General features: G+C 71.3%; 14 protein-coding genes. 12 read left to right on the top strand and 2 right to left on the bottom strand.

Annotated features, from left to right (window positions below; all coding sequences use genetic code 11):
* Positions 1-124: 124 nt before the first annotated feature.
* Complete coding sequence (locus AB0I81_RS14170) at positions 125-2,149, top strand: aromatic amino acid ammonia-lyase (RefSeq protein ID WP_360655434.1); 2,025 nt, start codon at positions 125-127, stop codon at positions 2,147-2,149.
* A gap of 8 nt (positions 2,150-2,157) precedes the next feature.
* Here AB0I81_RS14170 and cpt read toward each other — a convergent pair whose 3' ends face one another.
* Together cpt and AB0I81_RS14160 are read right to left on the bottom strand one after the other, a co-directional pair.
* Positions 2,158-2,679 (bottom strand): chloramphenicol phosphotransferase CPT, encoded by a 522-nt coding sequence (cpt, locus tag AB0I81_RS14165; RefSeq protein WP_360655532.1) that lies wholly within the window; start codon positions 2,677-2,679, stop codon positions 2,158-2,160.
* 308 nt (positions 2,680-2,987) lie between these two features.
* A complete protein-coding gene (locus AB0I81_RS14160; protein WP_360655431.1) occupies positions 2,988-3,602 on the bottom strand; it encodes a dTDP-4-dehydrorhamnose 3,5-epimerase family protein in 615 nt (204 codons plus the stop codon).
* Positions 3,603-4,199: 597 nt separating this feature from the next.
* Between AB0I81_RS14160 and AB0I81_RS14155 the strand changes: the two genes are divergently transcribed.
* The 11 genes from AB0I81_RS14155 (at position 4,200) to AB0I81_RS14105 (ending at position 22,874) form a co-directional block, all read left to right on the top strand.
* Positions 4,200-5,147 carry a right-handed parallel beta-helix repeat-containing protein gene (locus tag AB0I81_RS14155; RefSeq protein WP_360655429.1) on the top strand — a complete coding sequence of 316 codons (948 nt, stop codon included), beginning with the start codon at positions 4,200-4,202 and terminating at the stop codon, positions 5,145-5,147.
* Positions 5,148-5,408: 261 nt separating this feature from the next.
* Positions 5,409-6,605: a cytochrome P450 gene (locus tag AB0I81_RS14150; protein ID WP_360655426.1), complete on the top strand. Its 1,197-nt coding sequence runs from the start codon at positions 5,409-5,411 to the stop codon at positions 6,603-6,605.
* Between the two features lie 22 nt (positions 6,606-6,627).
* Positions 6,628-7,284: a TetR family transcriptional regulator gene (locus tag AB0I81_RS14145; protein WP_360655423.1), complete on the top strand. Its 657-nt coding sequence runs from the start codon at positions 6,628-6,630 to the stop codon at positions 7,282-7,284.
* Between the two features lie 182 nt (positions 7,285-7,466).
* The gene (locus tag AB0I81_RS14140) at positions 7,467-9,143 is read left to right on the top strand and encodes a glycosyltransferase (RefSeq protein ID WP_360655420.1); all 1,677 of its coding nucleotides are present in this window, start codon (positions 7,467-7,469) and stop codon (positions 9,141-9,143) included.
* Positions 9,144-9,272: 129 nt separating this feature from the next.
* Positions 9,273-11,909: a hypothetical protein gene (locus AB0I81_RS14135; RefSeq protein WP_360655417.1), complete on the top strand. Its 2,637-nt coding sequence runs from the start codon at positions 9,273-9,275 to the stop codon at positions 11,907-11,909.
* Positions 11,910-12,189: 280 nt separating this feature from the next.
* Positions 12,190-14,364 carry a vWA domain-containing protein gene (locus AB0I81_RS14130; protein ID WP_360655414.1) on the top strand — a complete coding sequence of 725 codons (2,175 nt, stop codon included), beginning with the start codon at positions 12,190-12,192 and terminating at the stop codon, positions 14,362-14,364.
* 7 nt (positions 14,365-14,371) lie between these two features.
* Complete coding sequence (locus AB0I81_RS14125) at positions 14,372-17,485, top strand: tubulin-like doman-containing protein (protein ID WP_360655411.1); 3,114 nt, start codon at positions 14,372-14,374, stop codon at positions 17,483-17,485.
* Complete coding sequence (locus AB0I81_RS14120; RefSeq protein WP_360655408.1) at positions 17,482-19,326, top strand: hypothetical protein; 1,845 nt, start codon at positions 17,482-17,484, stop codon at positions 19,324-19,326. Before AB0I81_RS14125 ends, AB0I81_RS14120 begins: the two co-directional genes overlap by 4 nt.
* A complete protein-coding gene (locus AB0I81_RS14115) occupies positions 19,313-20,296 on the top strand; it encodes a hypothetical protein (protein ID WP_360655405.1) in 984 nt (327 codons plus the stop codon). Before AB0I81_RS14120 ends, AB0I81_RS14115 begins: the two co-directional genes overlap by 14 nt.
* Positions 20,293-21,297: a hypothetical protein gene (locus AB0I81_RS14110; protein ID WP_360655402.1), complete on the top strand. Its 1,005-nt coding sequence runs from the start codon at positions 20,293-20,295 to the stop codon at positions 21,295-21,297. Before AB0I81_RS14115 ends, AB0I81_RS14110 begins: the two co-directional genes overlap by 4 nt.
* Positions 21,297-22,874, top strand: a complete 1,578-nt coding sequence (locus AB0I81_RS14105) for a hypothetical protein (RefSeq protein ID WP_360655399.1) — start codon at positions 21,297-21,299, stop codon at positions 22,872-22,874. The genes AB0I81_RS14110 and AB0I81_RS14105 overlap by 1 nt, the downstream gene beginning before the upstream one ends.
* Positions 22,875-22,899: the final 25 nt, after the last annotated feature.

Genomic DNA, 22,899 nt, shown 5'->3' with positions numbered 1-22,899 from the left:
CCTGGAACCGGTCGAGATCGGGTCAGCAATTCGTGCGCGGTCCCCGAACATCGCCGATTCCGCTCACCGCCCTCGTTATAACGAAATCGGCATTGATCTTCACCATGGCCGGGGGACGGGCAAGATGAGCGAACTACGACGGATCGGCACTGGCCTGGGACTGCTCGCCGTCCTGTGCGTACCCGGGCAGGCGGCGGCCGGACCGGGCCAGGCAGCGGCGTCGCGGGCGGCCACCAAGCCCGCCCCGCCCACATCAGCACGACCCGCCGCCGCCCCTGCCGCCCCTGTGAACCTGGTGCTGGACGGCGACTCGTTCTCGCTCTCCGACGCCTTCGCGATCCTCGACGGCCGTCCCGTCTCGGCCAGGATCGCGCCGGGCGCGAACACGGCCATGGCCAGGAGCCGCGCGGGAGCGCTGGCGGCCCTGGACGGCCAGCGCGTCTACGGCTGGAACCAGGCGCTCGGGCCGCTCAAGGACCGCCCGCTCACCCTTGAGCAGGCCGAGCAGTTCCAGCGCAACGTCCTGCGCTCACACGCCGCGGGCGTCGGCGAGCCGCTGCCCGACAACGTGGTCAAACTCGCCCTGGTCCTCAAGGCGAACCAGATGGCCAGAGGCAGGGTCGGCGTCAGGCCCGAGGTGCCGCAGCGGCTGCTCGACCTGGTCAACGCCGGGGTCGTGCCACTGATGCCGCAGATCGGCTCGCTGGGCACCGGCGATCTGCAACCGCAGGCGGCCGCCGGCCTGGCGGCGATCGGCGAGAACGCGCCGGTACGTTACCGGGGCCAGCAGGGTCCCGCGTCGGAGATGCTGCCGAGGGCAGGGCTCACCAGGGACTTCACCCTGCAGGCCGGGGAGGCGCTGCCGATCATCAGCGGCAGTACCGTGCTGGCCGCCTCCCTGCTGCACGCCCTGCACCGGGCCACCACGCTGGCCGATCAGGCGGAGGGCGCCCTGGCCCTGTTCATGGAGGCGATCAGGGCCGAGCGGGGCTCGCTGGACGCCCGTACCCACCGGGAGCGCCGCATTCCCGAGGAGAACGTGGTGGCCGCGCGGCTGCGCGCGATGGTGGCGGGCTCGCGCTGGATGACGGACGAGGGCCGCAGGCGGCTCGACCCGGCGAACTACTCGCCGCGCGTGCAGGACGCGGTGTCGGTACGGGCGGCCCCGCACATCCTGGCCGGACTCCGGCACCAGCTGGCCGACGCCCGCCGGACCCTGGTGCGCGAGGCCAACGCCTCCACCTCCAACCCGCTCGTCTTCAGGCGCGACCGGGGCACCGGGTACGAGTTCGTCATGGGCGGCAACTGGGACGGCTCCGTCATGGGCCACCTAGCCGACAACCTGAACGCCGAGATCACCGACGTCGGCGTGCTGTCACAGGAGTTGTCCGGGCGGCTGTTGTCGCCCAGGTGGAGCTACGGCCTGCCGGCGAACCTGGCCGGCGGGGAGGTCGGCCTGAACTCCGGGATGGTGCAGGTGCAGACGGTGGCCGCCGCGCTGGTCCCCGAGATGCAGGTCAGGGCCACCCCCGCGGGCACGCTGTCCCGGCCGGTCAAGGACGGCCAGGAGGACCACAACACGATGGCGATGGCCTCGGTCAGGCACCTGCACGAGAACCTCGACCGGCTTGAGGTCGTGCTGGCCGTGCAGTATCTGATGGCGGCCCAGGGCGTGGACCTCATCGCGCAGAAAATGGCACCGCTGCCGCTCGGCACCGCCACCCAGGCTCTGCTGGCCGAGTTGCGGCGCTATGTCGCGCCGCTGGGCGACGACCGGTATCTGACGCCTGACGTGGAGCGGGCGAGCTGGCTGGTACGCAACCGGCGCCTGGTGCCGTCCATCGCGGCCCCGGCCCGCCGCGCCGAGGGGCCCGCCCACCGGAACGCGCGATCGGCCCACCAGACCAGCGAGCAGGACCACCGCGACGCCGCCCAGACCCGCAAGGCCGCCGCCACCCGACAGCCGCGCGAAGCCGCGACAGGACAGGGACGCAAGACCGCGACGCGACAGCCGCGCGAGACCGCGACGCGGCAGGTGCGCGAAGCCACCACACGGCAGCCGCGCGAGACCGTGGCGGGGCAGCCGCGCGGAGCCGCCACACGGCAGCCGCGCGAGGCGGCGACGCCCGGACTTCAGCGGCGGAAGTAGCCGGGCGATCAGGTGAGGCGGGCGGCGATGGCCCGCGCGCACACCAGGGACTCGGTATGGGTCGTGTCCACCTCCAGGTCGTAGGCCACCCCTTCGTGGACTACGGCCGCCTGGGACACGGCCATGCCCTGGACCCGGTCACCCCGCGCGATCTCCCGCCCCGCGGCGACCTCGCCGTCACACCTGACCCCGACCCACAACACGTCCAGGTCGCCAAGACTCTGCTGCCACCGCCGCTGGGAGCCCGCCCCGCCGAGAAAGATCTCATCAATGATGATCTTCGCGCCGGCGCGGGCCATCGCCACGATGCCCTGCCGCCAGGCAGCGTCCAGCGCCATGTAGTCCGCCCCGACACTCACCCCGCCATCTTCCGCGAACTGGATCCCGCCGTCCGACGCGTGCATCTTCAAGGGCATCGCCGCGATGAACGAATCAACCCCGAACGCCAGCCACGGATCCGGCAGCACTTCCTGCAGGCACCGTATGATCCCCGACTTCCCCGAACTCGACCCGCCGTTAACAATGATCATCTGTGTGGTCACCGAGCTACACTAGGCCATTTTCCGGGGCAGCGCGTGCGCCTTAAGTCCCTCTGCCAATCGGCGTTGCAAGCCAGGAATGACCCCTACCAGACTTAAGCGGCCAGGCCGGACTGTGAATTAATTATGAACGATAAAAACGCTCGGTGGCCGCGCCTTTACCAAGAGAGAAAAAAGGCTTACCCGGCCACCACTCCGATGCACTTTGCGCCATTGCCGCTACTCTGCGCATACCCCTATGCGGGGCGCAGTCAAGTTTACTAGTGGGTCTAAGCTTCGACGGCAGGCGTCCACTTGACTCACGGATAGATGTCGGCCATCGCGTCGAGTTCCGCATAACGGGCCTGGCAGTCGCGGTAGAACGGAAGCAGCCCGCGCTCCTCGGCCTCCCGCAGGGATGGAGCGTTCCTGTCCATGTCCGACAGAATGAACTCGTGATCCCTCGGCCAGGGGATGTTCAGGTCGGGATCCAGCGGGTCGATCGAGACGGTCGTGGTCGGCGAGTACAGGCTTGAGCAGAGATACCAGACCGTCACGTGCTCCGACAGCGCCAGGAAGCCGGCGGCGAGGCCCTCCGCGACGTAGAGGGCGCGCCTGCTCTCCGCGGTCACCTCGACCGCGAGGTGCTTGCCGAAGGTGGGCGAGCCAATCCTCGTGTCCAGGACGACGCAGAGCATGGTCCCGTGCGCGCAGTTGAAGTACCGGGCCTGGCCGGGCAACCCCACGACGTGCAGGCCGCGGATGGTGCCGCGGTGAGACCACGAGCAGTTCACCTGGGCCACCCAGAGCGGATGCCCCACCGCCTTGCGGAAAGCCGGCTGGCTGAACGGTTCGAGGAAAACCCCCCGCAGGTCGGGGAAGATTTTGGGCTCGACCATGAAGACGCCTTCTATATCAAGCTCTTCAATGAACATGACCGAAAACCTTTCTTATGAACTGATTTTTCTGTCAGGACATACCAAAGATTCCAATTGAGCCATTAGACCGACAACCCCTATGAACCCCTAGCCGAAGGCGATCCTGATCTTCCGGTCAGGACGCCATGTAAAACCGCTGGCCGGGCCGGAGGAATGGCCGCGGCAGACGGAACCATTCAGCGGAGCCCCACGGGGCCGGGCCACGGAAGGCCATGCAGATTTGGATGGCCAAAAAGAAGCGTCACAAGTCCGGAAATCAGAAGAATGCCTTTGATGAAATGCCCGCCTTCTTTGGAGGGAGGGCCCGCCCGCAGCGGGGGCGATCACGACGCCGGCCCCCACGCCCACCCCGCCCGCGGGCCCGAACGGGTTCGACATGAAAGTTTCACTGACGGAACTTTGCTCTGTTAGGCGCTGACCGGGGACGACGCCGATCCCGGCGCGGAGGGTGGGCCGGGTCCCATTGACGAGGGGAAAGCGCTTTCCTAGATTCACTGTCGTTCACTCCCATGCCAGCCGTTCACATACGTGGACGGCAGGCAGCGAGCTCGCCGGGATTCCACCTACAGACAACAGCGCAGTAGGAGCACACCCATGCGAACAACACGACGCGTCCTCACCATCGTCACCGGCCTGGCCGCCGCGGCCGCCGGGCTGACCGCGGCCGCCAGCGCGCCCGCCGCGGCCGACACGCCGCTGGTCGGCTGGGCCACCCAGGGCGGCGGTACGACCGGCGGCGGTACGACCCCGCCGATCACCGTCACCAGCGCCTCGGCGCTGACCAGCGCGCTGTCGTCCGGCAGCGCCGCGGTGATCCGGGTCTCCGGGACGATCTCCTGCTCCGGCATGCTCCGCGTGGCCTCCAACAAGAGCGTCCTCGGCAACTCGGGCGCGACCATCTCCGGGTGCGGCTTCAACGTGTCCAACGCCTCCAACGTCATCATCCGCAACCTCAACTTCCGCAACTGGGGCGACGACGGCATCAACGTCCAGTACTCGACGCGCGTCTACATCGACCACAACTCCTTCAGCAACGGCGGCGACGGCGCCCTGGACATCAAGCGGGCCAGCGACTACGTCACCGTGTCCTGGAACAGGTTCTTCAGCCACGACAAGACCATGCTGCTGGGCCACAGCGACAGCAACGGCGGCGAGGACCGGGGCAGGCTCCGCGTGACCTACCACCACAACTGGTTCGACGGCACCAACCAGCGCCACCCGCGCGTACGGTTCGGCAACCCCGTGCACGTCTACAACAACTTCTACCGCAGTGTCGGCAGCTACGGCGTGGCCTCGACCCAGGAGGCCGGCGTGCTGGTCGAGGGCAACTACTTCGAGAACACCGACGACCCGTACCACCTTGGCGAGGGCAGTTCCCCGGCCGGCACCCTGGTCGCCCGTAACAACCACTTCGTCGGCTCGGGCAGCGGTCAGACGGGCGGCAGCGTCAGGTCGATTCCGTATTCGTACACGCTCGACAGCGCCTCCAGCGTCAAGTCCATCGTGAGCGCCGGGGCCGGCGCGGGACGCATCTCCCCCTGACGTCCCATCCTGGCCGTGGGCGCGGCCGGCCTCCCGCGCCCACGGCCCCACCCCAGGTCGGCCGGCCGCCGTCGTCGCCGGGCCACTGGGTGGTACTGACCGGGTTCGCCAAGACCCAGTTGCGGACGCCGGAGGACGCCGAGGCGGTACCTGCGCAGATGCGCCGATGATCGCGACCTTTCCGGAGTTTGAGTCGCTTGACTTAAATAGGGGCGCTGACTTGAATGGCCGGGACCGGTACCCCCACAAGGGAGAGTGATCGTGACCGAGGCGCCCGAGTACCCCTTCCGCAACCCGACCCCACTGGAACCCCCGCAGGAGTGGGCCGAGTTCAGGCAGGGCTGCCCCGTGGCACAGGTCCGGCTGGTCAGCGGCGACCAGGCACTGCTGCTGACCCGGTACGACGATGTCAAGGAGGTCCTGTCCGACCCTCGTTTCACCCGCCAGCTCGACGCCGAGGACGCCGCCCGCGTGACGACGAATGAGTCGGGCGGCCCGTTCAGCAACAGCGCCGGCGCCATGACGACGGAGACCCACCGGGCGTGGCGGCAGCTCGTGGGCAGGACGTTCACCGCCAAGCGGGTCACCGCGATGCAGCCCAGGATGCGGGCCATGGCCGAGCAGCTCGTCGAGGCCATGGTCGAGCAGGGCGAGCCGGCCGATCTGGGGGCCGCCGTCGGGTTCCCGCTGCCGGTGTGGGCGATCTGCGACCTGCTCGGCGTGCCCGACTCCGATCGGGGCCGGTTCGCGTACTGGTCGGACACCATGCTCAGCATGAGCAAGTTCGGCCAGGACGAGATCGACGCCGCCCAGGCCGAGTTCGACGCCTACATCGTCGCGCTCGTCGAGACCAAGCGGACCGAGCCGGGCGACGACCTGGTCAGCGAGTTGCTGGCGGTCGTCGAGGGGCTGGACGGGCGGCTCACCGAGCAGCTCATGCTGGCCACGGCCAAGGGCCTGCTGGTGGCCGGGCACGAGACCACCGCCAACATGATCGGCAAGATGATGTCGATGTTGCTGGCCGACCGGTCCCGCTGGGAGGCACTGCTGGCCGACCGTACGCTGGTCCGCCAGGCGGTGGAGGAGGCGCTGCGGATGGACGCCAACCCCGGCATCGGCCTGCCCCGCTACCTCACCGAGGAGCTCGAGGTGGGCGGCGAGATCCTGCCCAAGGGCAGCACCGTGATCTGCAGCATGTCCGCGGCCAACCGGGACGAGCGGAAGTTCGACGAGCCCGCCGAGTGGCGGCTGGACCGCTCGCCGAACCAGCACCTGACCTTCGGCGTGGGCCCGCACTCGTGTCTGGGCCAGACGCTGGCCCGCACCGAGTTGCAGACCGTGCTCAACGTGCTGCTCGACCGGCTGCCCACGCTGGAGCTCGCGATCCCGGCCGAGGAGCTGGAGCGCCGTGAGGGGCTGCTCATCGGCGGCCTGGAGCGGGTCCCGGTGCGGTGGTGACCATGATCGCAGGGCGCTGACCATGGCCGCCGGGACCGATCGGGCGCGTGACACCCGCGAGGCCATCCTCGACGCCGCCGAACGGCTGTTCGCCGAGCACGGGGTGGGCGCGGTGTCCAACCGCCAGATCGGCCTGGCGGCCGGCCAGGGCAACAACTTCGCCGTCGGCTACCACTTCGGCTCCAAGGCCGACCTGGTACGCGCGATCGTGCGCCGCTACACCGCCGAGACCGAGCAGCGCCGCCTGTCCATGCTGGCGGCCATCGGCGACTCCCCCGACGTGCGCGCGTGGATCTCCTGCCTGGTACGGCCCGTCACCGGCCACCTGGACTCCCTGGGCGCGCCGACCTGGCGGGCCCGCTGCCTGGCGCAGGTCAACACCGTGCCCGCGCTGCGCGAGATCGTCATCGGCGAGTCCATGGCCACACCCTCCATGCGGCGCACCCTGGAGGGAATGTTCAGCCTGCTCCCCGACCTGCCGGAAGAGGTGCGCGCGGAGCGGGGCGACATGTGCCGCCTGCTGGTCGTGCACACGCTGGCCGAGCGCGAGCCGGCCCTGTACGGAGACGGCCCGGCGGCCCGTACGAGCTGGGAGCCCACCGCCGTGGGCCTCATCGACGCGCTGACCGGCCTCTGGCTTGCCCCGGTCAGCACGCGTGACCGAAATCCCGCCCGGTAGACCGAAAACCTCCGGCGTCGCGGGGCGAAACCCCTTCCGCGCGCCCCTTTCCTGGGTGCATGCTGATAATTCTGACCAGCCCAAACACCGGAATCCGAGGACGGTCCCAGCATTTTCCCAGGTAAGAGCCCTACGGTAAGGCCCTTCACAGATCCGGGCCGACTTCAGGGAGCGCAGCGCACATGTCCGTAACCCCTCGCGAGACTGAAGCTGAGGGTGCCGGGCAGCCGGCGTCCGTGGACGGTGTGCGGCGGGTACGCGGTAACGACTATCGAATCCTCACTCCACCAGAGGAGTTCACGCCCGAGCTGCGGGTCAGCGTGATCGTGCCGGCCTACGGCGGTCAGGACAAGCTGGACCTGGTGCTGCAGGGGCTGGCGCGGCAGACGTACCCGGCGGAGCTGACCGAGATCATCGTGGTCGACAACGGCAGCGAGCCGCCGCTGCGGATCCCCGGCGGCTCGGCCGCCCGCCTGGTCCGCTGCGACCGGCCGGGGCGGGCCAACGCCCGCAACGCCGGGCTCGCCGAGGCCACGGGCGAGGTCATCCACTGGCTCGACTCCGACGTGGTGCTCACGCCGTGCGCCGTCGAGGCGCACATGCGCTGGCACCACACCGCCCCCTACCTCTCCGTCACTGGCTACATGCGCTTCACCTCCGCCGACCTGCCCGCGGAACTGCCCGAGGACCTGGAGGCGGCCTTCGAGCCCGCCGACCCGCACACCTGGCTGGTCGGCATGGTCGAGCGGACCGACGGGCTGACCAACAACCCGGTGCGCCCGTTCAGCCTGCACGTCGGCGGCGCCACCTCGGTCAACGCCCGCCTCGTACGGGCCGCGGGCCCGATGGACGACGACCTGATCCTCGGCCAGGACACCGAGATGGGCTACCGGCTCGCCCAGGCGGGCGCGGTGTTCATCCCCGAGCCGCGGGCCCGCGCCTACCATCTCGGCCCGACCATGCGCATGCGCGACCAGCAGCGCATCGACCGGGTCAGCCACGCCTTCGTCGCCGACCGCATTCCCGCCTACCAGTGGCTGCGCACGCATCCGGCCAGGCAGTACAAGATCCCGAACGTGACGGCCGTCATCGACGGCACCGCCGGGTACGAGGCCGTGCGCGCCAGCGTGGACGCCCTGCTCGCGGGGACGGTCGTGGACCTGTCCATCGTCCTGACCGGCCCCTGGGACACCCTCGAACGCGACCGCCGCGCGCCGCTCAAGGACCCGAACCTCGACCTGGTGCTGGTGCACGGCCACTACGAGCACGAGAGCCGGGTACGCCTGGCGACCGAGGAGGAGGTGCACCCGTCGGTCCCCTTCGTGCTGCGCCTGCCGGCGGGCTGGGTGCCGGGCGAGGACAGCCTGGCCAGACTGCTGAACCTGGCGCGCGCCGAGGGCCTTGGGCTGATCAGGGTGCTGCTGGAGGAGTCTGAGCGGGGCGTGGCCGAGGCCAGGCTGGAACGTGTGTCCTCCTTCGCCCGCGCCCGGCTGGTGGCCGGGGCGGGCGAACCGCTCGACGACGCCGTGGACGACGTCTCGGGCGTGCGGTGGGTCGTCGGGGAGCAGTACGGCTTCGGCCCGGAGCCCGGTGAGCTGCTCGGCCGCCGGGCCGCGTACAAGGCCAGGATCGAGGCGGAGTCCGAGGCGGCCCGGCTGGCCAAGGAGGCCGAGCGGCTGCGCGGCCAGGTCACCAAGTGGCGGGACGAGGCGGGGCGCTGGCGCAAGAGCGCGGTGGAGCTGCGCCGCGAGGTCGGCACGCTGCGCAAGCAGCTGCACGTGGCCCAGCGCAGCCAGGACGGCATGCGCGCCATCCTGGCCAAGCGGGTGAAGCGCGTTCTGCGCAGACGACCCCAGTAGACGGCCCCAGTAGACGGCCCCAGTAGACGGCCCCAGCACACGGCCACACGAGCGGCCCCGGAATCAAGGCATCGGGACCTCACCTCTCGGCGAGGAGGCGCGGACCGGCATCGGGAGGATGCTGCCCCCATGGATGCCGAACGAGAACGACTAGCGCAGTCGGCCGCTCCGGACGCGCCCTGGCGCCGGTGGGGGCCGTACCTGAGCGAACGACAGTGGGGCACGGTCCGCGAGGACTACAGCTCCGGCGGCGCGGCGTGGGACTACTTCCCCCACGACCACGCCCGCTCCCGGGCCTACCGCTGGGGTGAGGACGGCCTCGGCGGCGTCAGCGACGACAAGCAGCGCCTGTGCCTGTCGATGGCGCTGTGGAACGGCACCGACCCGATCTTGAAGGAACGGCCGTTCGGGCTCACCAACAACGAGGGCAACCACGGGGAGGACGCCAAGGACTACTACTTCTACCTCGACAGCACGCCCACGCACTCCTACATGCGCTTCCTGTACAAGTACCCGCAGGCCCCCTTCCCCTACAACGACCTGGTCACCACGAACGGGAACAGGGACGGGCGCGCCTACGAGTACGAACTGCTCGACACGGGCGTCTTCGAGGGCAACCGCTACTTCGACGTGTTCGTGGAGTACGCCAAGGCCGGCCCCGAGGACCTGCTCATGCTCATCACCGTGGCCAACCGGGGCCCGGAGCGGGCGACGCTGCACGTCCTGCCGACGTTGTGGTTCCGCAACACCTGGTCGTGGAGTCACGGGGCGGACAAGCCGGTCATGCGGGCGACGGGTCCGGGGACGGTGCAGGCCGATCACCGGGAGCTGGGGTCGTACCGGATGTACTGCGCGGCGGACGCGCCGCTGCTGTTCACCGAGAACGAGACCAACAACCAGCGGGTGTTCGGCGGCACGAACGCCTCCCCCTACGTCAAGGACGGCATCGACCGCCACGTCGTACGCGGTGAGGCCGGCGCGGTGAACCCGGACAGGACCGGGACCAAGGCCGCCGCGCGGCACACGCTGAGCGTGCCGGCCGGCGGGGAGGCGACCGTACGGGTGCGGCTGACCACCGGTCAGGTCCAGGAGCCGCTCGGGCCCTCCTTCGACGAGGTGCTCAGGCAACGGCGCGCCGAGTCGGACGCCTTCTACGCGGTGCTCACGCCCGAGGGCATGGGGGCCGACGAGGCGCTCGTGCTCCGGCAGGCGATGTCCGGCCTGCTGTGGAGCAAGCAGTACTACTACTTCGACGTGGAGACCTGGCTGGCCGAGCACGGCGCGGACCCGTGGACCCGCCCTGACCAGCGCAACCACGCCTGGTACGACCTGGACGCCGACGACATCCTGGTGATGCCGGACAAGTGGGAGTACCCGTGGTTCGCGGCCTGGGACCTGGCCTTCCACGCGGTCGCGCTGGCCATGGTGGACCTGGACCTGGCCAAGCACCAGGTCGAGGTGCTGCTGAACGACCGCTACCTGCACGCCGGCGGCCAGGTGCCCGCGTACGAGTGGAACTTCGGCGACGTCAACCCGCCCGTGCACGCGTGGGCCGCCCGCTTCATCAACAGCCTGGACCGGCGGCTCGACGGGCAGAGCGACCTCGACTTCGTGGAGCGGGTGTTCCAGAAGCTGCTGGTCAACTTCACCTGGTGGGTCAACCGCAAGGACCCCGAGGGGCGCAACGTGTTCCAGGGCGGTTTCCTCGGCCTGGACAACATCGGCGTCTTCGACCGCAGCTCCGCGCTGCCCACCGGCGGCACGCTGGACCAGGCCGACGGCACGGCGTGGATGGCCTTCTACACGCAGACGATGTTGCAGATGGCCGCCGAGCTGTCGGATCGGGCGCCCGCGTACGAGGATCTCGCCGTCCGTTTCGCCCAGCACTTCCTGCGCATCTCCGCCTCCACCGACCGGGTCGGGGACGTCAAGGAGGAGATGTGGGACGAGGGTGACGGGTTCTTCTACGACGTGCTGCGGCTGCCGAACGGCGACGCCGTCCGGCTGAAGGTGCGCTCCCTGGTCGGGCTGCTGCCGCTCTGCGCGACCACCGTCTTCACGCCGCGCGCCGACGAGGACGAGGCCCGGCTGCTCAACCGGATCAGGGCGTTCGCGGCCCGGCATCCCGACCTCGCCGAGGGCATGTCGACCGCCGAGCGGACGGGCGTGGCGGGCCGGCGCATGGTGTCGCTGCTGGACGAGCGCAAGCTGCGGCGGGTGCTTTCGCGCATGCTCGACGAGAACGAGTTCCTCAGCCCGTACGGGATCCGCTCGCTCTCGCGCTACCACCACGACCACCCGTACACGTTCTGGGTGGAGGGCCGCGAATTCCGGGTGCCGTACCTGCCCGCCGAATCCGACAACCGCATGTTCGGCGGCAACTCCAACTGGCGGGGACCGGTCTGGTTCCCGACCAACATCCTGATCGTCCGCGCGCTCCTGCAGATGTACGCCTTCTACGGCGACGACTTCACCGTGGAATGCCCGACGGGTTCGGGAAACCGGATGACGTTGTTCGAGGTGAGCAAGGAGATCTCGAACCGGCTCATCCGCATCTTCCTGCGCGGCGACGACGACCGGCGGCCCGTCTACGGCGGGCAGCGGATGTTCCAGGAGGACCCGCACTGGCGGGACCTGATCCAGTTCAGCGAGTACTTCCACGGCGACAACGGCGCGGGGCTGGGTGCGACCCACCAGACGGGGTGGACCTCGCTCGTGGCCGTCCTCATGATCATCTACGGCCGGCTCGACGCCACCGACTTCTGACCCGCAGCGGAAACGGGGCCCCGCCGGAAACGGCGGCGGCCCCCTTTCTGTCGGGACCCCCACCGCCGTTTCCCGTGTTCACGACTTAAAATCCCTGTATGCGGGGCAGAAGCGTTTACTTATGGACAGGCCTTATCTGACAAGGCGTTGTGACCGAAACTGCGGCTGAAACTTCTCGGAGCCTCTCTCCGTTCAGCGGATAAGAAAACGGCAACTGCGAGGAAATGTGCGCGTCACTTCATCCTTCAGGTCCCTTTTAGCGCTGATCACGACCGCTGCCGTGGTGTTCCAGCCGACGGCCGCGCAAGCCGCCCCGCCCTCGGACGTCAAGCCCGTCCGCGTCGTCATCCTGGTCGACGAGTCGGGCAGTCTGTCGGGGCAGGACGTCTCCCGTGAGCGGGCCGCCGCCCAGCTCATCGCGCTCAGCGAGCTCTCGCCGCAGTCGCAGGTGGCCGTGGTGGGGTTCGGCAGCTCCAACGGTCCCGGCCAGTCGGCCGTGGACCTCGTGTGCCCGCTGACCGGGGTGCAGACGGCGCAGGACCGCGAGTCGCTGAGCCGGTGCGTGGACAAACTGCGCCGCCGCGAGGCCGGGGACGGCAACGACACCGACCACGCCGCCGCACTCCAGCAGGCGCTGGAGATCATGAACGGGCCCGACGACCAGCAGCGGGCGAAGATCGTGTTCCTGCTGACCGACGGCGTGCTCGACGTGCGCAACAGCCCGCAGTACGGCGCGGACGCCCAGGCCAGGAACGACAACGCCAGGAAGCAGATCGACGACAGCCTCGGCGAGGCCGAGCGGGGCCGGGTGCAGATCTGGCCGCTGGGCTTCGGCTCGGCCGACAAGGCGGGGCTCGACGCCTTCGCCGCGGGCGGCTGGCGGGAGCCGTGCGGCGGCCAGGAGTCGGCCACCCCGCGCGCCCGCGTGGTCGCCACCTCCGCCGACGTGGAGCGCTCCCTGCTGGAGGCCTTCGCCTACGCCAGGTGCGCCGGCATCGGGGAATCGGTCACCGACTCACTCGCCACGGGCGAGACCGTCAATCTCAAGGTCAACATCCCCATCATCGCGACCGACGGCTCGATCGTGGTGGTCAAGCGCGACCGGCGCATCCAGGTCGCCTACTTCGACCCCGAGGGCAGGCAGGTGCCCAAGCAGGGCGAGCAGAACGAGTCCACGTTCCAGGCCGCGGGCGAGGCCGGTCCCGTGGAGTCGCTGCGCATCCGCAACCCGCTCCCCGGGGAGTGGCGCATCCAGCTGACCTCGCAGCCGGGCGTCTCACGCCAGGACGTCAGCGCCACCGTCGTCTGGCAGGGCGCGCTGCGCTCCTCGATCTCCCTGAGCAACCCCAGGCCACGGCCCGGCGAGCAGGTGACCGTGCGGCTGCGCCTGCAGACCAGGACGGGCGTGATCAGTGATCCCGCCGCCCTGGAGGGCCTGAGCTTCACCGCGCGGATGTCCGGGGACGGCTTCCAGGAGGCCCCGGTCGACCTCGCCGACTCGGGCGCGGGGCCCGACCGGGCCGCCGGTGACGGCGAGTACTCGGGCCAGGTCGTCATCCCCGCCACGGCCACCGGCGCGCTGTCCTTCCTGGGCAGGGTGACCGGGCCGGGCGTGGCCGGCGACGAGCGCCCCTACGCCACCCGCATCGCCGGGCCCGCCGACCGGTTGCGCGCCAAGGTACGGCTCGACTCGGCCACCGTCGAGCCGGGCGGCGAGATCTCCGGCGCCGCCTCGGTCACCAACGACGCCGAGCCCGCGCGGCTCGCGCTGCGGCTCGTCGAGGCGCCCGGCACCGTGAGCCTGTCGGCCCAGGGCTTCCAGGCGCCCGCCGGAGCCTCCGAGCACGCCTTCAGGCTGCGCGTCGGCTCCGACGCGGCCGAGGGCCCGGTGGGCGGCCTGGTGCAGGTGCTCGACCCGGCCGGGCAGGTGGTGGCCGAGGAGTTCGTGGACGTGACGGTCCAGCTGCCGACGCCGCTGTGGCAGCGGGCGTTGCAGGCGCTGCTGATCCTGCTCGCGGTGGTGGCGGTGGCGCTGCCGTTCCTGCTGGCCAAGCGGCGGGCGCGACGCCGGGCGGCCGACCCGAGCGAGCTGACGCTGCACCTGTACGAACGGCCGGGCGAGCCGTACGTCAGCCGGCTCCAGGCGCCGCTCGGCGAAGGGCCGGAGTTCACCTTCGACATCTCCGGCGGCGGCCTGCTGGTGCGCACGTACGGCACCGGCTACCTGGTACGCCGCGGCCAGGGCCGGGCCGTCCTGGTGCGCGACCCGTCGGGGCGGGAGCTGGACCCGCTGTTCCCCGGTCAGCCGATCGCCCTGCCCAACGGCCTGTTCCTCGGCGTGGACGACGGCCGGGCCAGGGGCGGGAGTGGGACGGAGCAGCCCGCGTACGGGGCGCGGGAGCCGTACCAGCAGAGCAGGAGCCACAGACCGATGCCGGGCGACGACCTGTTGTGAGGGATGAATGAGGATCTTCGATCCGATGATGTTCGTGGGCCTCGGCGGCACCGGCTGCCGGGTCGGGGTGGAGCTGGAGCGCTGGCTGCGTGACGAGCTGTGCGGTCCGGACGGGATGGACCTGATCAGGAACTTCAGCTGGCAGAACTACCAGCCCTACGAGCTGCCCTCCTGCCTGCAGTTCGTCTATGTCGACCTCAACGACGCCGAGCTGAACCGCACCCGCCGCCGGGTGGTGCCGACGGAGAAGGAGCTGCCGGCGGCGGGCCGTACCGCGCATCTCGTCCATGACGTGGTGCCGAAGTTCGACTCCTACCCGGAGGTGGCCCGGAGCCTGCGGGCCACGCTGGGCGATCACGTCAAGGACTGGCTGCCGCCGCGCGAGCAGGAGCCGCTGGTCGCGCCGCTGATGCGGGGCGCGGGGCAGTTGCCCACGGTGGCCAGGGCGGCGCTGTTCGAGCGCATGCGGCACGGCACGGGGCCGGTGGTGCAGGGCGTCGAGAGCGCCATCGGCGCGATCAGCAACTCGGGCAGCGAACTGGCCGCGCTGGGCGGCCGGCTGCGGCGCAGCTGCGACGTCTTCGTGGCCTTCTCGGTGGCGGGCGGCACCGGCAGCGGCATCTTCTACGACTACCTGCACCTGATCGGCGACGCCTTCGCCCGCAACCACATCAGGGCGCGCATCTACCCGCTGGTCGTCATGCCGTCGGCCTTCGCCGAGGGCAAGGGCGGCGGCCGGCGCGCCCGGCTGAACGCCGGCGCGAGCCTGCTGGACCTGTTCCGGCTGGTGGACGACCAGAACGCGCCGCACGCGGGCACGCAGGTGGACGAGCAGGGCATCGTGGGCGAACTGGGCGTGCGTTACCCCACCAGGGGCGAGGTACGCCTGGCCACCGGCACCGTGCAGACCGCGTTCCTGTTCACCATGCCGCCCGGCGTCGAGCGCGACGACCTGCACCGCTCGATCGCCTCGCTGATCGTCTCGCTGGCCGGCACCAAGCCGAGCACGGGGGGCGAGCTCTCGGGCGGCATGGAGGACCGCGGCGAGTCCTCCTTCGCCGACGACTTCATCAACCGGGCGGTCGAGCGTGAGGTGGCGGCGGCCTCGGGGATCGGCAACCGGGGCGTCTCGACGGCGTTCGTCTCCTCCATGACCGTGCCCGTGGAGGAGCTGGCCGACCTGGTCAGCTCGCGGCTGCTGGCCCGCGCGGTCACGCAGCTCGAAGCCGTGCCGCCGGGCGCCGCCGAGAGCAACGTGGATGAGATCCGGCGCATGTTCACGCAGGCCAACCTCGAACCGCTCAACTCCCGCGAGCCGCTGCCGCTGCCGGAGGCGCGCACCGCCACCGGCGCGGCGGAGATCCAGAAGTCGCTGGCCAACCGGATGCGCGCGATGGAGGACAACCTGGCCTCGCTGGAGCGGCAGCTCAGCCGCGGCGTGCCGGCCATGGCCCAGGAGATGGACGTGCGGCGCGGCGTGTTCGAGGGGCTCGCGCACGTGGACCCGTTCCGGCTGCGGCGCGTGGTGGTCGGCCTGCCGGGCGACGTGCACGAGGCCGACCGGCTCGGCTTCGCCGGGCTGCTGGACCACCGCAGGGCCCAGCCGCGCAAGCCGTACGAGAACATGACCGAGGCTCCCCCGCAACCGCGCCCGATGCGCGACCGGCTGCTGCGCAAGGTGCAGTGGTCCGACCCCGCCGTGCAGGCCTCGCTGAGCGATCAGGAGGCGTGGTACCTGTGGCGCAGCCAGGCGCTGTGGCACAAGGCGTGGGCCGACCAGATGCCGCGCTGGGAGCCGCGCCGCAAGCAGCTCATCAGGGAGGTACGCGAGTTCACGCAGGTCTTCGCCGAGCACGCCGAGTCCGACCCCGAGCGTTTCGCGCGCCGCGCGGGCGAGCTGTACGAGACCCGCGTGGGCGTCTACCACCTGCTGCCGCCGGCCGGCGCGGAGTCGTTCTACGACGCGGTCGTACGCCGCTTCGTGGACGTCTTCGTCGCCCGGCAACTGCTGCGCCCGACCGACGGCGAGGCCGGCGTGGTCAACGCGCTGCTCGGCCCCGAGGGCTGGCGGCACGCGCACGACCTGGCCTGGCGCGGCGGCAAGCCGGCCGAGGCGCTCAACTGGGTGCGCGAGCGGCTCAAGCTGGAGGTCAAGAAGCTGTTCAAGGACCGCGACGAGGCCGCCGCGCTGGGCGAGCAGCCGCTGCTGCCCTCGCTGGCAGACATCCTGGCCCAGGCCGCATCGGGCGCGGGTGACGACCCGCACGTGCGGCAGTTCCAGCTCAAGCTGGCCGACCTGGTGCCGGGCGGCTTCACCCCCGACGGCACGGGCGACCTGAAGGTGCTGGTCTCCTATCCGGCGCCGGCCAAGGACCCGGACCTGGAGCGGTTCCTGAAGGAGCGGATCGACCTGCCCGGCACACCCGACTTCCGCAACATCGACGCCGACTCGGTGACGGTCGTGCAACTGCGTACCTCGATGAGCGTCACCCAGGTCCGCGAGCTGCGCGAGGTGCTGGCGAGCTGGGCGGAGGCGCTGCACGACGAGCGCCCGCAGGACCACCTGAAGTGGCGGCAGCGGCTCGGCTACGACTTCGGCTACCTGGCCACCACGGAGGAGCACCGGGTGCGCATCCTGCACCGCCTGCTCTGCCTGTTGTGGAACGGGCAGGTCAGCGTGGTCGAGGGCAAACCGGAGTCGCCGACCCGGATCAGGATCGACGTCGAGGGCGGCTCGATGACCCTCCCCCTGACCGGGTACGGCAGAGCCGCCTCCTGGCCCAGCATGTTGCGCGCCTACGAGCAGTGGGTGATCGGCGGCGACGAGGAGTTCCGCAGCCTGGTCAGCGAGCAGCTCATGGACGCCACGCCGAAGGGCCTGGCGGGCACGCTCAGCCGCCCCGACCCGCTCTACCACCAGGTCACCGGCATGGCCGCGGACCAGCTCGGCCTGCTGGAGATCATGGTGCCGAAGCTGCCCGCGGGCGCGCGCAACCGGGCCGACCAGCTCGTGGCGTTCTGGGCGCACACCCTGCCCGCCGCGCTGGAGCTGCCCTTTGAACGGGTCGCCGAGGCCGTCGCCTACAACCTGCGCGACCTGGACGCGCTGGCCGCCGAATGAACCCAGTCGTCGTCTTCGACCTGCGCAAGGGCGAGGAGCCGCCCAGGCTGGCCGGCCAGGTGCTGGTGGTGACCGACACCGGGCGGCTGGCCGGCGGGCAGCGGGTGCTCCAGGAGGTGTTCAGCTCGCGCCTGGTCAGGTCGGTGCTCGTGGTGGCGCTGGGACCCGATCTGCGGCTGCCCCCGGCGCTGGACGGGGAGAGCCGCCGGGTGTTGTGGGTGGGCGATCCGCGCGGCATCCTGTGGAACGCCGACACCGGCGAGGCCGCGCACGGGCCCGAGGTCAGCTCGGAGGCCATCCTGATCGACCTGCTCACCCAGCCCGAGGTCTTCGACGAGGTGGTCAACGGCCTGGGCGACATCCCGTACGGCACCGCCTCGCCCGGCTGGCGCATCGTGGCGGGCCGGATCGCCCCCGAGGTGCTCTCCCAGGCCTTCTCCGACGTGGCCGGGCGCTTCGGCGGGCCCGTCCAGCAGGACACGGGCGCCTTCGCCGCGCCGCTGGCCACCGCGCTGCCGGTGCTCAGCGGCAGCGCGGACCTGCCCGCCGACCTGCTCGACGCGTTCATCCCGGAAGGCCGCGTGGACCGGCTCTACCGCCGGGCCCACGAGCAGGTGGACCGAGCGGTCCGCGCCCTGGACGACCTGCGTTACTTCACCCCCGCACCCGCCCGCCACGCGATCCTCGACGAGGTGATCGCCGCCGGCCGGGCGCTGGCCGAGTTCCGCGACGCCGTCACCCGGCTGCTCACGGACGTCGACCACACCGACGAGGACGTCGGCGAGGTGCTGACCGCGCACGGCGTCAAGTTCGCCACCCCGGCGGGCATGGGGCACGCCGAGATCGTCGCCGAGTTGCGCGCCGACGTGGAGGGCGCCCTGGCCGAGCGCAGGAGCCTGACGCGGCTGGTCGCGCGGCTGCGGCTGCTGGCCGACCAGAGCGCGCCCATCGGCAGCGCGGCCTTCGCCGGCGACTGCCCGCGCATCTGCCCGGACGAGCTGCTCAACGCGCTGCACGCGCCGCCGGAGTTCCCCGCCCGCCTGATCGACCGGTTCGTGTACTGGCGGCGCTCGCGGGCGTGGTGGCGCGAGCAGCTCTCGCTCGGCCCGGCCAGGACCGCGCTGGACGGGCTGCGCTCGCTGCTGGAACGGGTCGCGGCCAGCGAGTGGATGCTCGGCGAGGCGCGCGTGCACACCTCCGACGCGGCCCGCACGCTGGCGGCGTCGCTGAGCGAGATCTGCGCGCAGGTCGCGGCCACGCTGACCGACTGGAGCAAGGCCGAGGCGGGCCAGGCCGCCGCGAGCGCCGCGCTGGACGAGGAGGTCACCGTGCGCCTGCGCGACCGCGGCGGCCAGCTGCGCGAGGTCATCGCCGGCGACGTCGTGGACGCGGTGGCCGGCTGGCTGGAGCCCGGCTGGACCTCGCTCGAACACGGCGACTACCGCGACGCCCAGCTCGGCCTTGAGCGCCGGGTGGAGGAGACGCTGCGGCAGTACCGCTACCACCTGGCGCACCGGGGCGTGCAGGAACGGCCCGAGTTCGGCACCGGCGACACCGGCCGCCAGGAGCTCGTGGACGCGGTGTGGCGGCAGTCGCAGCAGGTCGTGCGGGCCCTGCGGGCCGCGCCAGGCGGGCAGATGTTGCAACTGTGCGGCGACCGCGACCTGTCGTTGCTGCTGCGGCGCGCGCACGCGGTGCGGTTCGCGCCCAGGGCCGTACGCGGCCAGGGCAACCCGCCCGGCGTCGTGTGGACGCGGTCGGGCCAGTACGCCGGCACCTTGCGCCTGGTGCCGCTGCGCCCGGGGACGGTGGAGGAGAACTGGAGTGGTGATGGAGCCTGAGCCGCTGGACTTCAACTCCCCCGACGGCGACCCGGTCGGCTGGGAGGTGGAGGCCGAGCCGTGGCAGGACCCGTTCGAGCGCCGGGTCACCCACCTGGCCACGGGCATCAAGCTGGTGCAGCGCCGGGTGCCGCGTTCGGAGGGGCGCGAGCGCGAATACCTCTACGACCTGCTGGAGACCGAGGCCAGGATGGGCGCCAGGCTGCTGACCCTGCTGGGCCGCGCCTACCCGGCCGAGCTGCCCCGGCTGATCGGCTACAGCCTCGACGTGGAGGAGCCGTTCGTCCTGCTGTCGGACTACCGGGGCGAGCCGGTCAGCCGCTACTCCGGGGCGTTGCTGATCACCGACCAGCGGGCGATGCAGGTGAGCCTGCTGCGTGCCGTACGCATCCTGTCGGCCTGCGGCATCGTGCACCGGCGCATCGAACCCGCCACCGTGCGCTGGGACGGCTCCGCGGTGCAGCTCACCGACCTCAGCCACGCCACGCTGATCGGCAACCGCCGTCTGCGGATGGGCGAGGCCCCCTACGCCTGCCCGGCGCAGCGCCAGGGCACCGGCCTGGCCGCCACCTCCGACGACCTCTGGAGCGCCGGCATGGTCATCTACCGTACGGTCACCGGCCGCGAGATCGCCGACCTGCCCGACCTGTCCGCCACGCCGGCGCTGCAGCCCATCAACGACGTCTTCTCCGGCTCGCCGCCGTCGGCTCAGGAGATGCTGGCCCGGCTGCGGGCGCCCGACCCGATGCGGTCCCTGTCCGTGGAGCAGGACCTCGGGCTGGAGGAGGGCCGCGCCGCCTTCGACCGGGCCCGTGAGGCCAAACAGGAGCCGGTCGCCGCGACGGAGAACGTCACGCGGGCCCAGCCGGTGATCGAGGAGGAGGGCGGCCGGCTGCCGTGGTGGGCCCGCTGGTTGCCGCTGGCCGTCCTGCTCGTCCTGCTCGTCCTGCTCTGGGTGGTGACCCGGTGATCCTGTGCCCCATCTGCCTGCACGAGTTCGAGTGGAGCGACGAGGAGCTCTTCGAACGCACCCCCGCGGGCCAGTACCTGCCGCTCTCCCTGGACCAGGTGAGCGGGCCGCGCCGGGAGGACCTGCTGCGGGCCGCTCACGTACGCTGCCCCGCCCCGGTGGCCGACCCCGGCCTGGAGCACCACCTGCCCTATCCCTACGTCCGGCACGGCCGCCCGCTGGTGATCGGGCTGGTCGGCGGGCCCGAGACGGGCAAGACCCACCTGCTGGCCGCCATGATCGGGGCCATCGAGCAGGGCGGGCTGCGGCCGTACGGGCTGACCACGGACGCCGTGGACATCGAGCGGCACGCCGAGTACGTCAACTCCTACGTGCATCCGCTGCTGGTCGAACGGGTGGCGCTGTCCCGCACCACGCACCGGGCCACGGCCGAGCCGGTGGACGCGCTGCTCGTCAACGACGGCCGGCACACCACCGCGGTGGCCTTCTTCGACATCGCCGGCGAACTGCTGCGCAGCGCCACGCACGAGGCGACCAGGTTCGTGCCGGCCATCGGCGGGCTGCTCTTCGTGATCGACGGCGCGACCAGGACCTCCAGGATGGGCGACGAGTCCTTCAGGGCCGTGCTCGACCGGCTGCCCAAGACCGGCGGGCGGCTGGACATCCCGGCCGCCATCGCCGTCACCAAGAGCGACGCGGTGCGTTTCCAGGCGCCGGTCGACACCTGGCTGTACGCCGAGCCCGACGGGCTGGACCCGAAGGCCGTGCTGGCGGAGAGCCGGGACGTCTACGCCTTCCTGCACCGCCGGGGCGCGCACGCGTGGCTGAGCCCGTACGACAAGTGCCGCAAGTGCACGCTGCACTTCGTCTCGGCCACCGGCGCCGCCGCCACGGAGGGGCACTTCCGCAGGGGCGTGCGGCCACGGCGGGTCCTGGAACCCCTGATCTCGCTCTTCGCCATGACCGGCGTCCTGCGGGGCCACCCGGAGGTGGGGATGTGATGGGGCGTTACTCCAGCATCGACTGGATTCAGTTCGAGTGGGACGAGAAGCGGACCGGCCTCGGACCCGTGCGCTCCTCCCTGGACAGCACCGCGAGCTGGTACCACCAGCTCGGGCCCTGGCTCGATCCCGGCCCCGCCGCCGGGGTCAGCGTGTGCCGGCTGCGGGTGGAGGGGCGGGTGGTGGTGCTCGCGCGTACGCGGACGGGCGGGGCGGACAGCAGGCGCACGATCCGGGTCCAGGCGTACGTGGGCGGCTCCACGTCCATGCCCTCGGCGATGCCGAACGTGCGGCAGGCGCTCGCGCTGGCCCCCGGCTGGGCGGCGCGGTTGCCGGCCGAGGACGAGCCGCTGGACCTGGCCGAGTTGCTGCAGCCCTACCGCGAGGCGAGCAGGGCGCTGGACCGGGAGGCCAGGGCCGGCGCAGCGGCGCTCGCACCGATCGTCTCCGAGTGCCTGCGCCGGCCGCTGACCGCGCTGTCGGTGGCCTCGCACGGGGATCCCGTCGTGCAGCTCTGGGGCCTGGTGGACATCCTGGACCTGGTGCTGGGGCACTGTCCCGAGACGTTCTCCACCTACGAGAGCGACGACCTCCGGCAGGGGGCCGAGGTCATCTTCCTGAAGCAGTGGCCGGGGCCCTCGTCTCAGGGGGCCTACCGGGCTCGGGTGGATCTGCGCGCGCCGGACCAGGACGACAGGTACGCCCGGATCGCGGGGACCATCGTGGACGCGTACGCGCGGGGGCGGCTGGTGGAGTTGGTCAAGCGGCTGCGGGTGAGCGACGACACGCCGGTGGAGGAGCGGATCGGGCGGCTGGACGCGGTGGCGCACGACGCCACGACGCTGGTGGCCCGGCCCACTCGGAGCGAGGAGGCCCGGGGGGACGCGGCGTCTTCGGAGGAGACCTGGGCGCCCCGGCCGCCGGCCCGCTCCCGACCGGCCCCGCCACCACCGCCCCCGCCGATACCCGCACCACAGGCCCGCGCACAGAAACCACCCGCCCAGGCGTCAAAACCACAGGTCGTGGCACCGGAAGAGGCGTCGCCGGCGGCCGAGGAAGCCCGGGCGCCACAAGCCCAAGCAGCGCAGGCGCCACAGGCTCAGGCAGCGCGGGCTCAGGCAGCGCAGGCGCGCCCGGGGGCGGCGCGGCAGGCCACCGAGAAACCCGCACAAGCCCGCCCAGATCAGACGCCGGATCCTCAGGACGGAGCCGTACCCGTGCCGGACAACCGACAGGAAGCGCGGTCCTACGCCATGCGTGACGTCTTCGAGGAGTTCCGTGCGGACCTGGCCGTGGCGACCTCCGACAAGGAGGCCATGGCCATCCTCCAGGACGTCCGCGTCTGGGCGGCCACGCGCCAGCCGTCCGAGGTGCGTTCCCGGCTGCCGGTCCTGATCGCCGACCTGGAGCGGCTGTTGCCGGACGGCAGGATCAACCCGATTCTGCGCGACCTCCTGGACCCCGACGCCTCACCCAGGGTGGCCAGGTCGAACTGGCTCGACCCGCAGTGGCTGGTGCTGGTCGTGGCGGTGCTGATCGTTCTCGTCCTTCAAGTGGTGCAGTTGCTGCGCCCCTGAAGAGTAGGAGCCCCAGGCGGTCACT

The organism is Nonomuraea sp. NPDC050404 (assembly GCF_040655495.1).
Classification (GTDB): Bacteria; Actinomycetota; Actinomycetes; order Streptosporangiales; family Streptosporangiaceae; genus Nonomuraea.
This window is presented reverse-complemented; position numbering and strand designations above follow the sequence as displayed.

Excerpts from the sequence above, each read along its gene's own strand:
- AB0I81_RS14135 (WP_360655417.1), top strand. The coding sequence starts at position 9,273 with ATGGATGCCGAACGAGAACGACTAGCGCAGTCGGCCGCTCCGGACGCG.
- AB0I81_RS14145 (WP_360655423.1), top strand. The coding sequence starts at position 6,628 with ATGGCCGCCGGGACCGATCGGGCGCGTGACACCCGCGAGGCCATCCTC.
- AB0I81_RS14170 (WP_360655434.1), top strand. The coding sequence starts at position 125 with ATGAGCGAACTACGACGGATCGGCACTGGCCTGGGACTGCTCGCCGTC.
- cpt (WP_360655532.1), bottom strand. The coding sequence starts at position 2,679 with ATGATCATTGTTAACGGCGGGTCGAGTTCGGGGAAGTCGGGGATCATA.
- AB0I81_RS14120 (WP_360655408.1), top strand. The coding sequence starts at position 17,482 with ATGAACCCAGTCGTCGTCTTCGACCTGCGCAAGGGCGAGGAGCCGCCC.
- AB0I81_RS14125 (WP_360655411.1), top strand. The coding sequence starts at position 14,372 with ATGAGGATCTTCGATCCGATGATGTTCGTGGGCCTCGGCGGCACCGGC.
- AB0I81_RS14160 (WP_360655431.1), bottom strand. The coding sequence starts at position 3,602 with ATGTTCATTGAAGAGCTTGATATAGAAGGCGTCTTCATGGTCGAGCCC.
- AB0I81_RS14155 (WP_360655429.1), top strand. The coding sequence starts at position 4,200 with ATGCGAACAACACGACGCGTCCTCACCATCGTCACCGGCCTGGCCGCC.
- AB0I81_RS14105 (WP_360655399.1), top strand. The coding sequence starts at position 21,297 with ATGGGGCGTTACTCCAGCATCGACTGGATTCAGTTCGAGTGGGACGAG.
- AB0I81_RS14140 (WP_360655420.1), top strand. The coding sequence starts at position 7,467 with ATGTCCGTAACCCCTCGCGAGACTGAAGCTGAGGGTGCCGGGCAGCCG.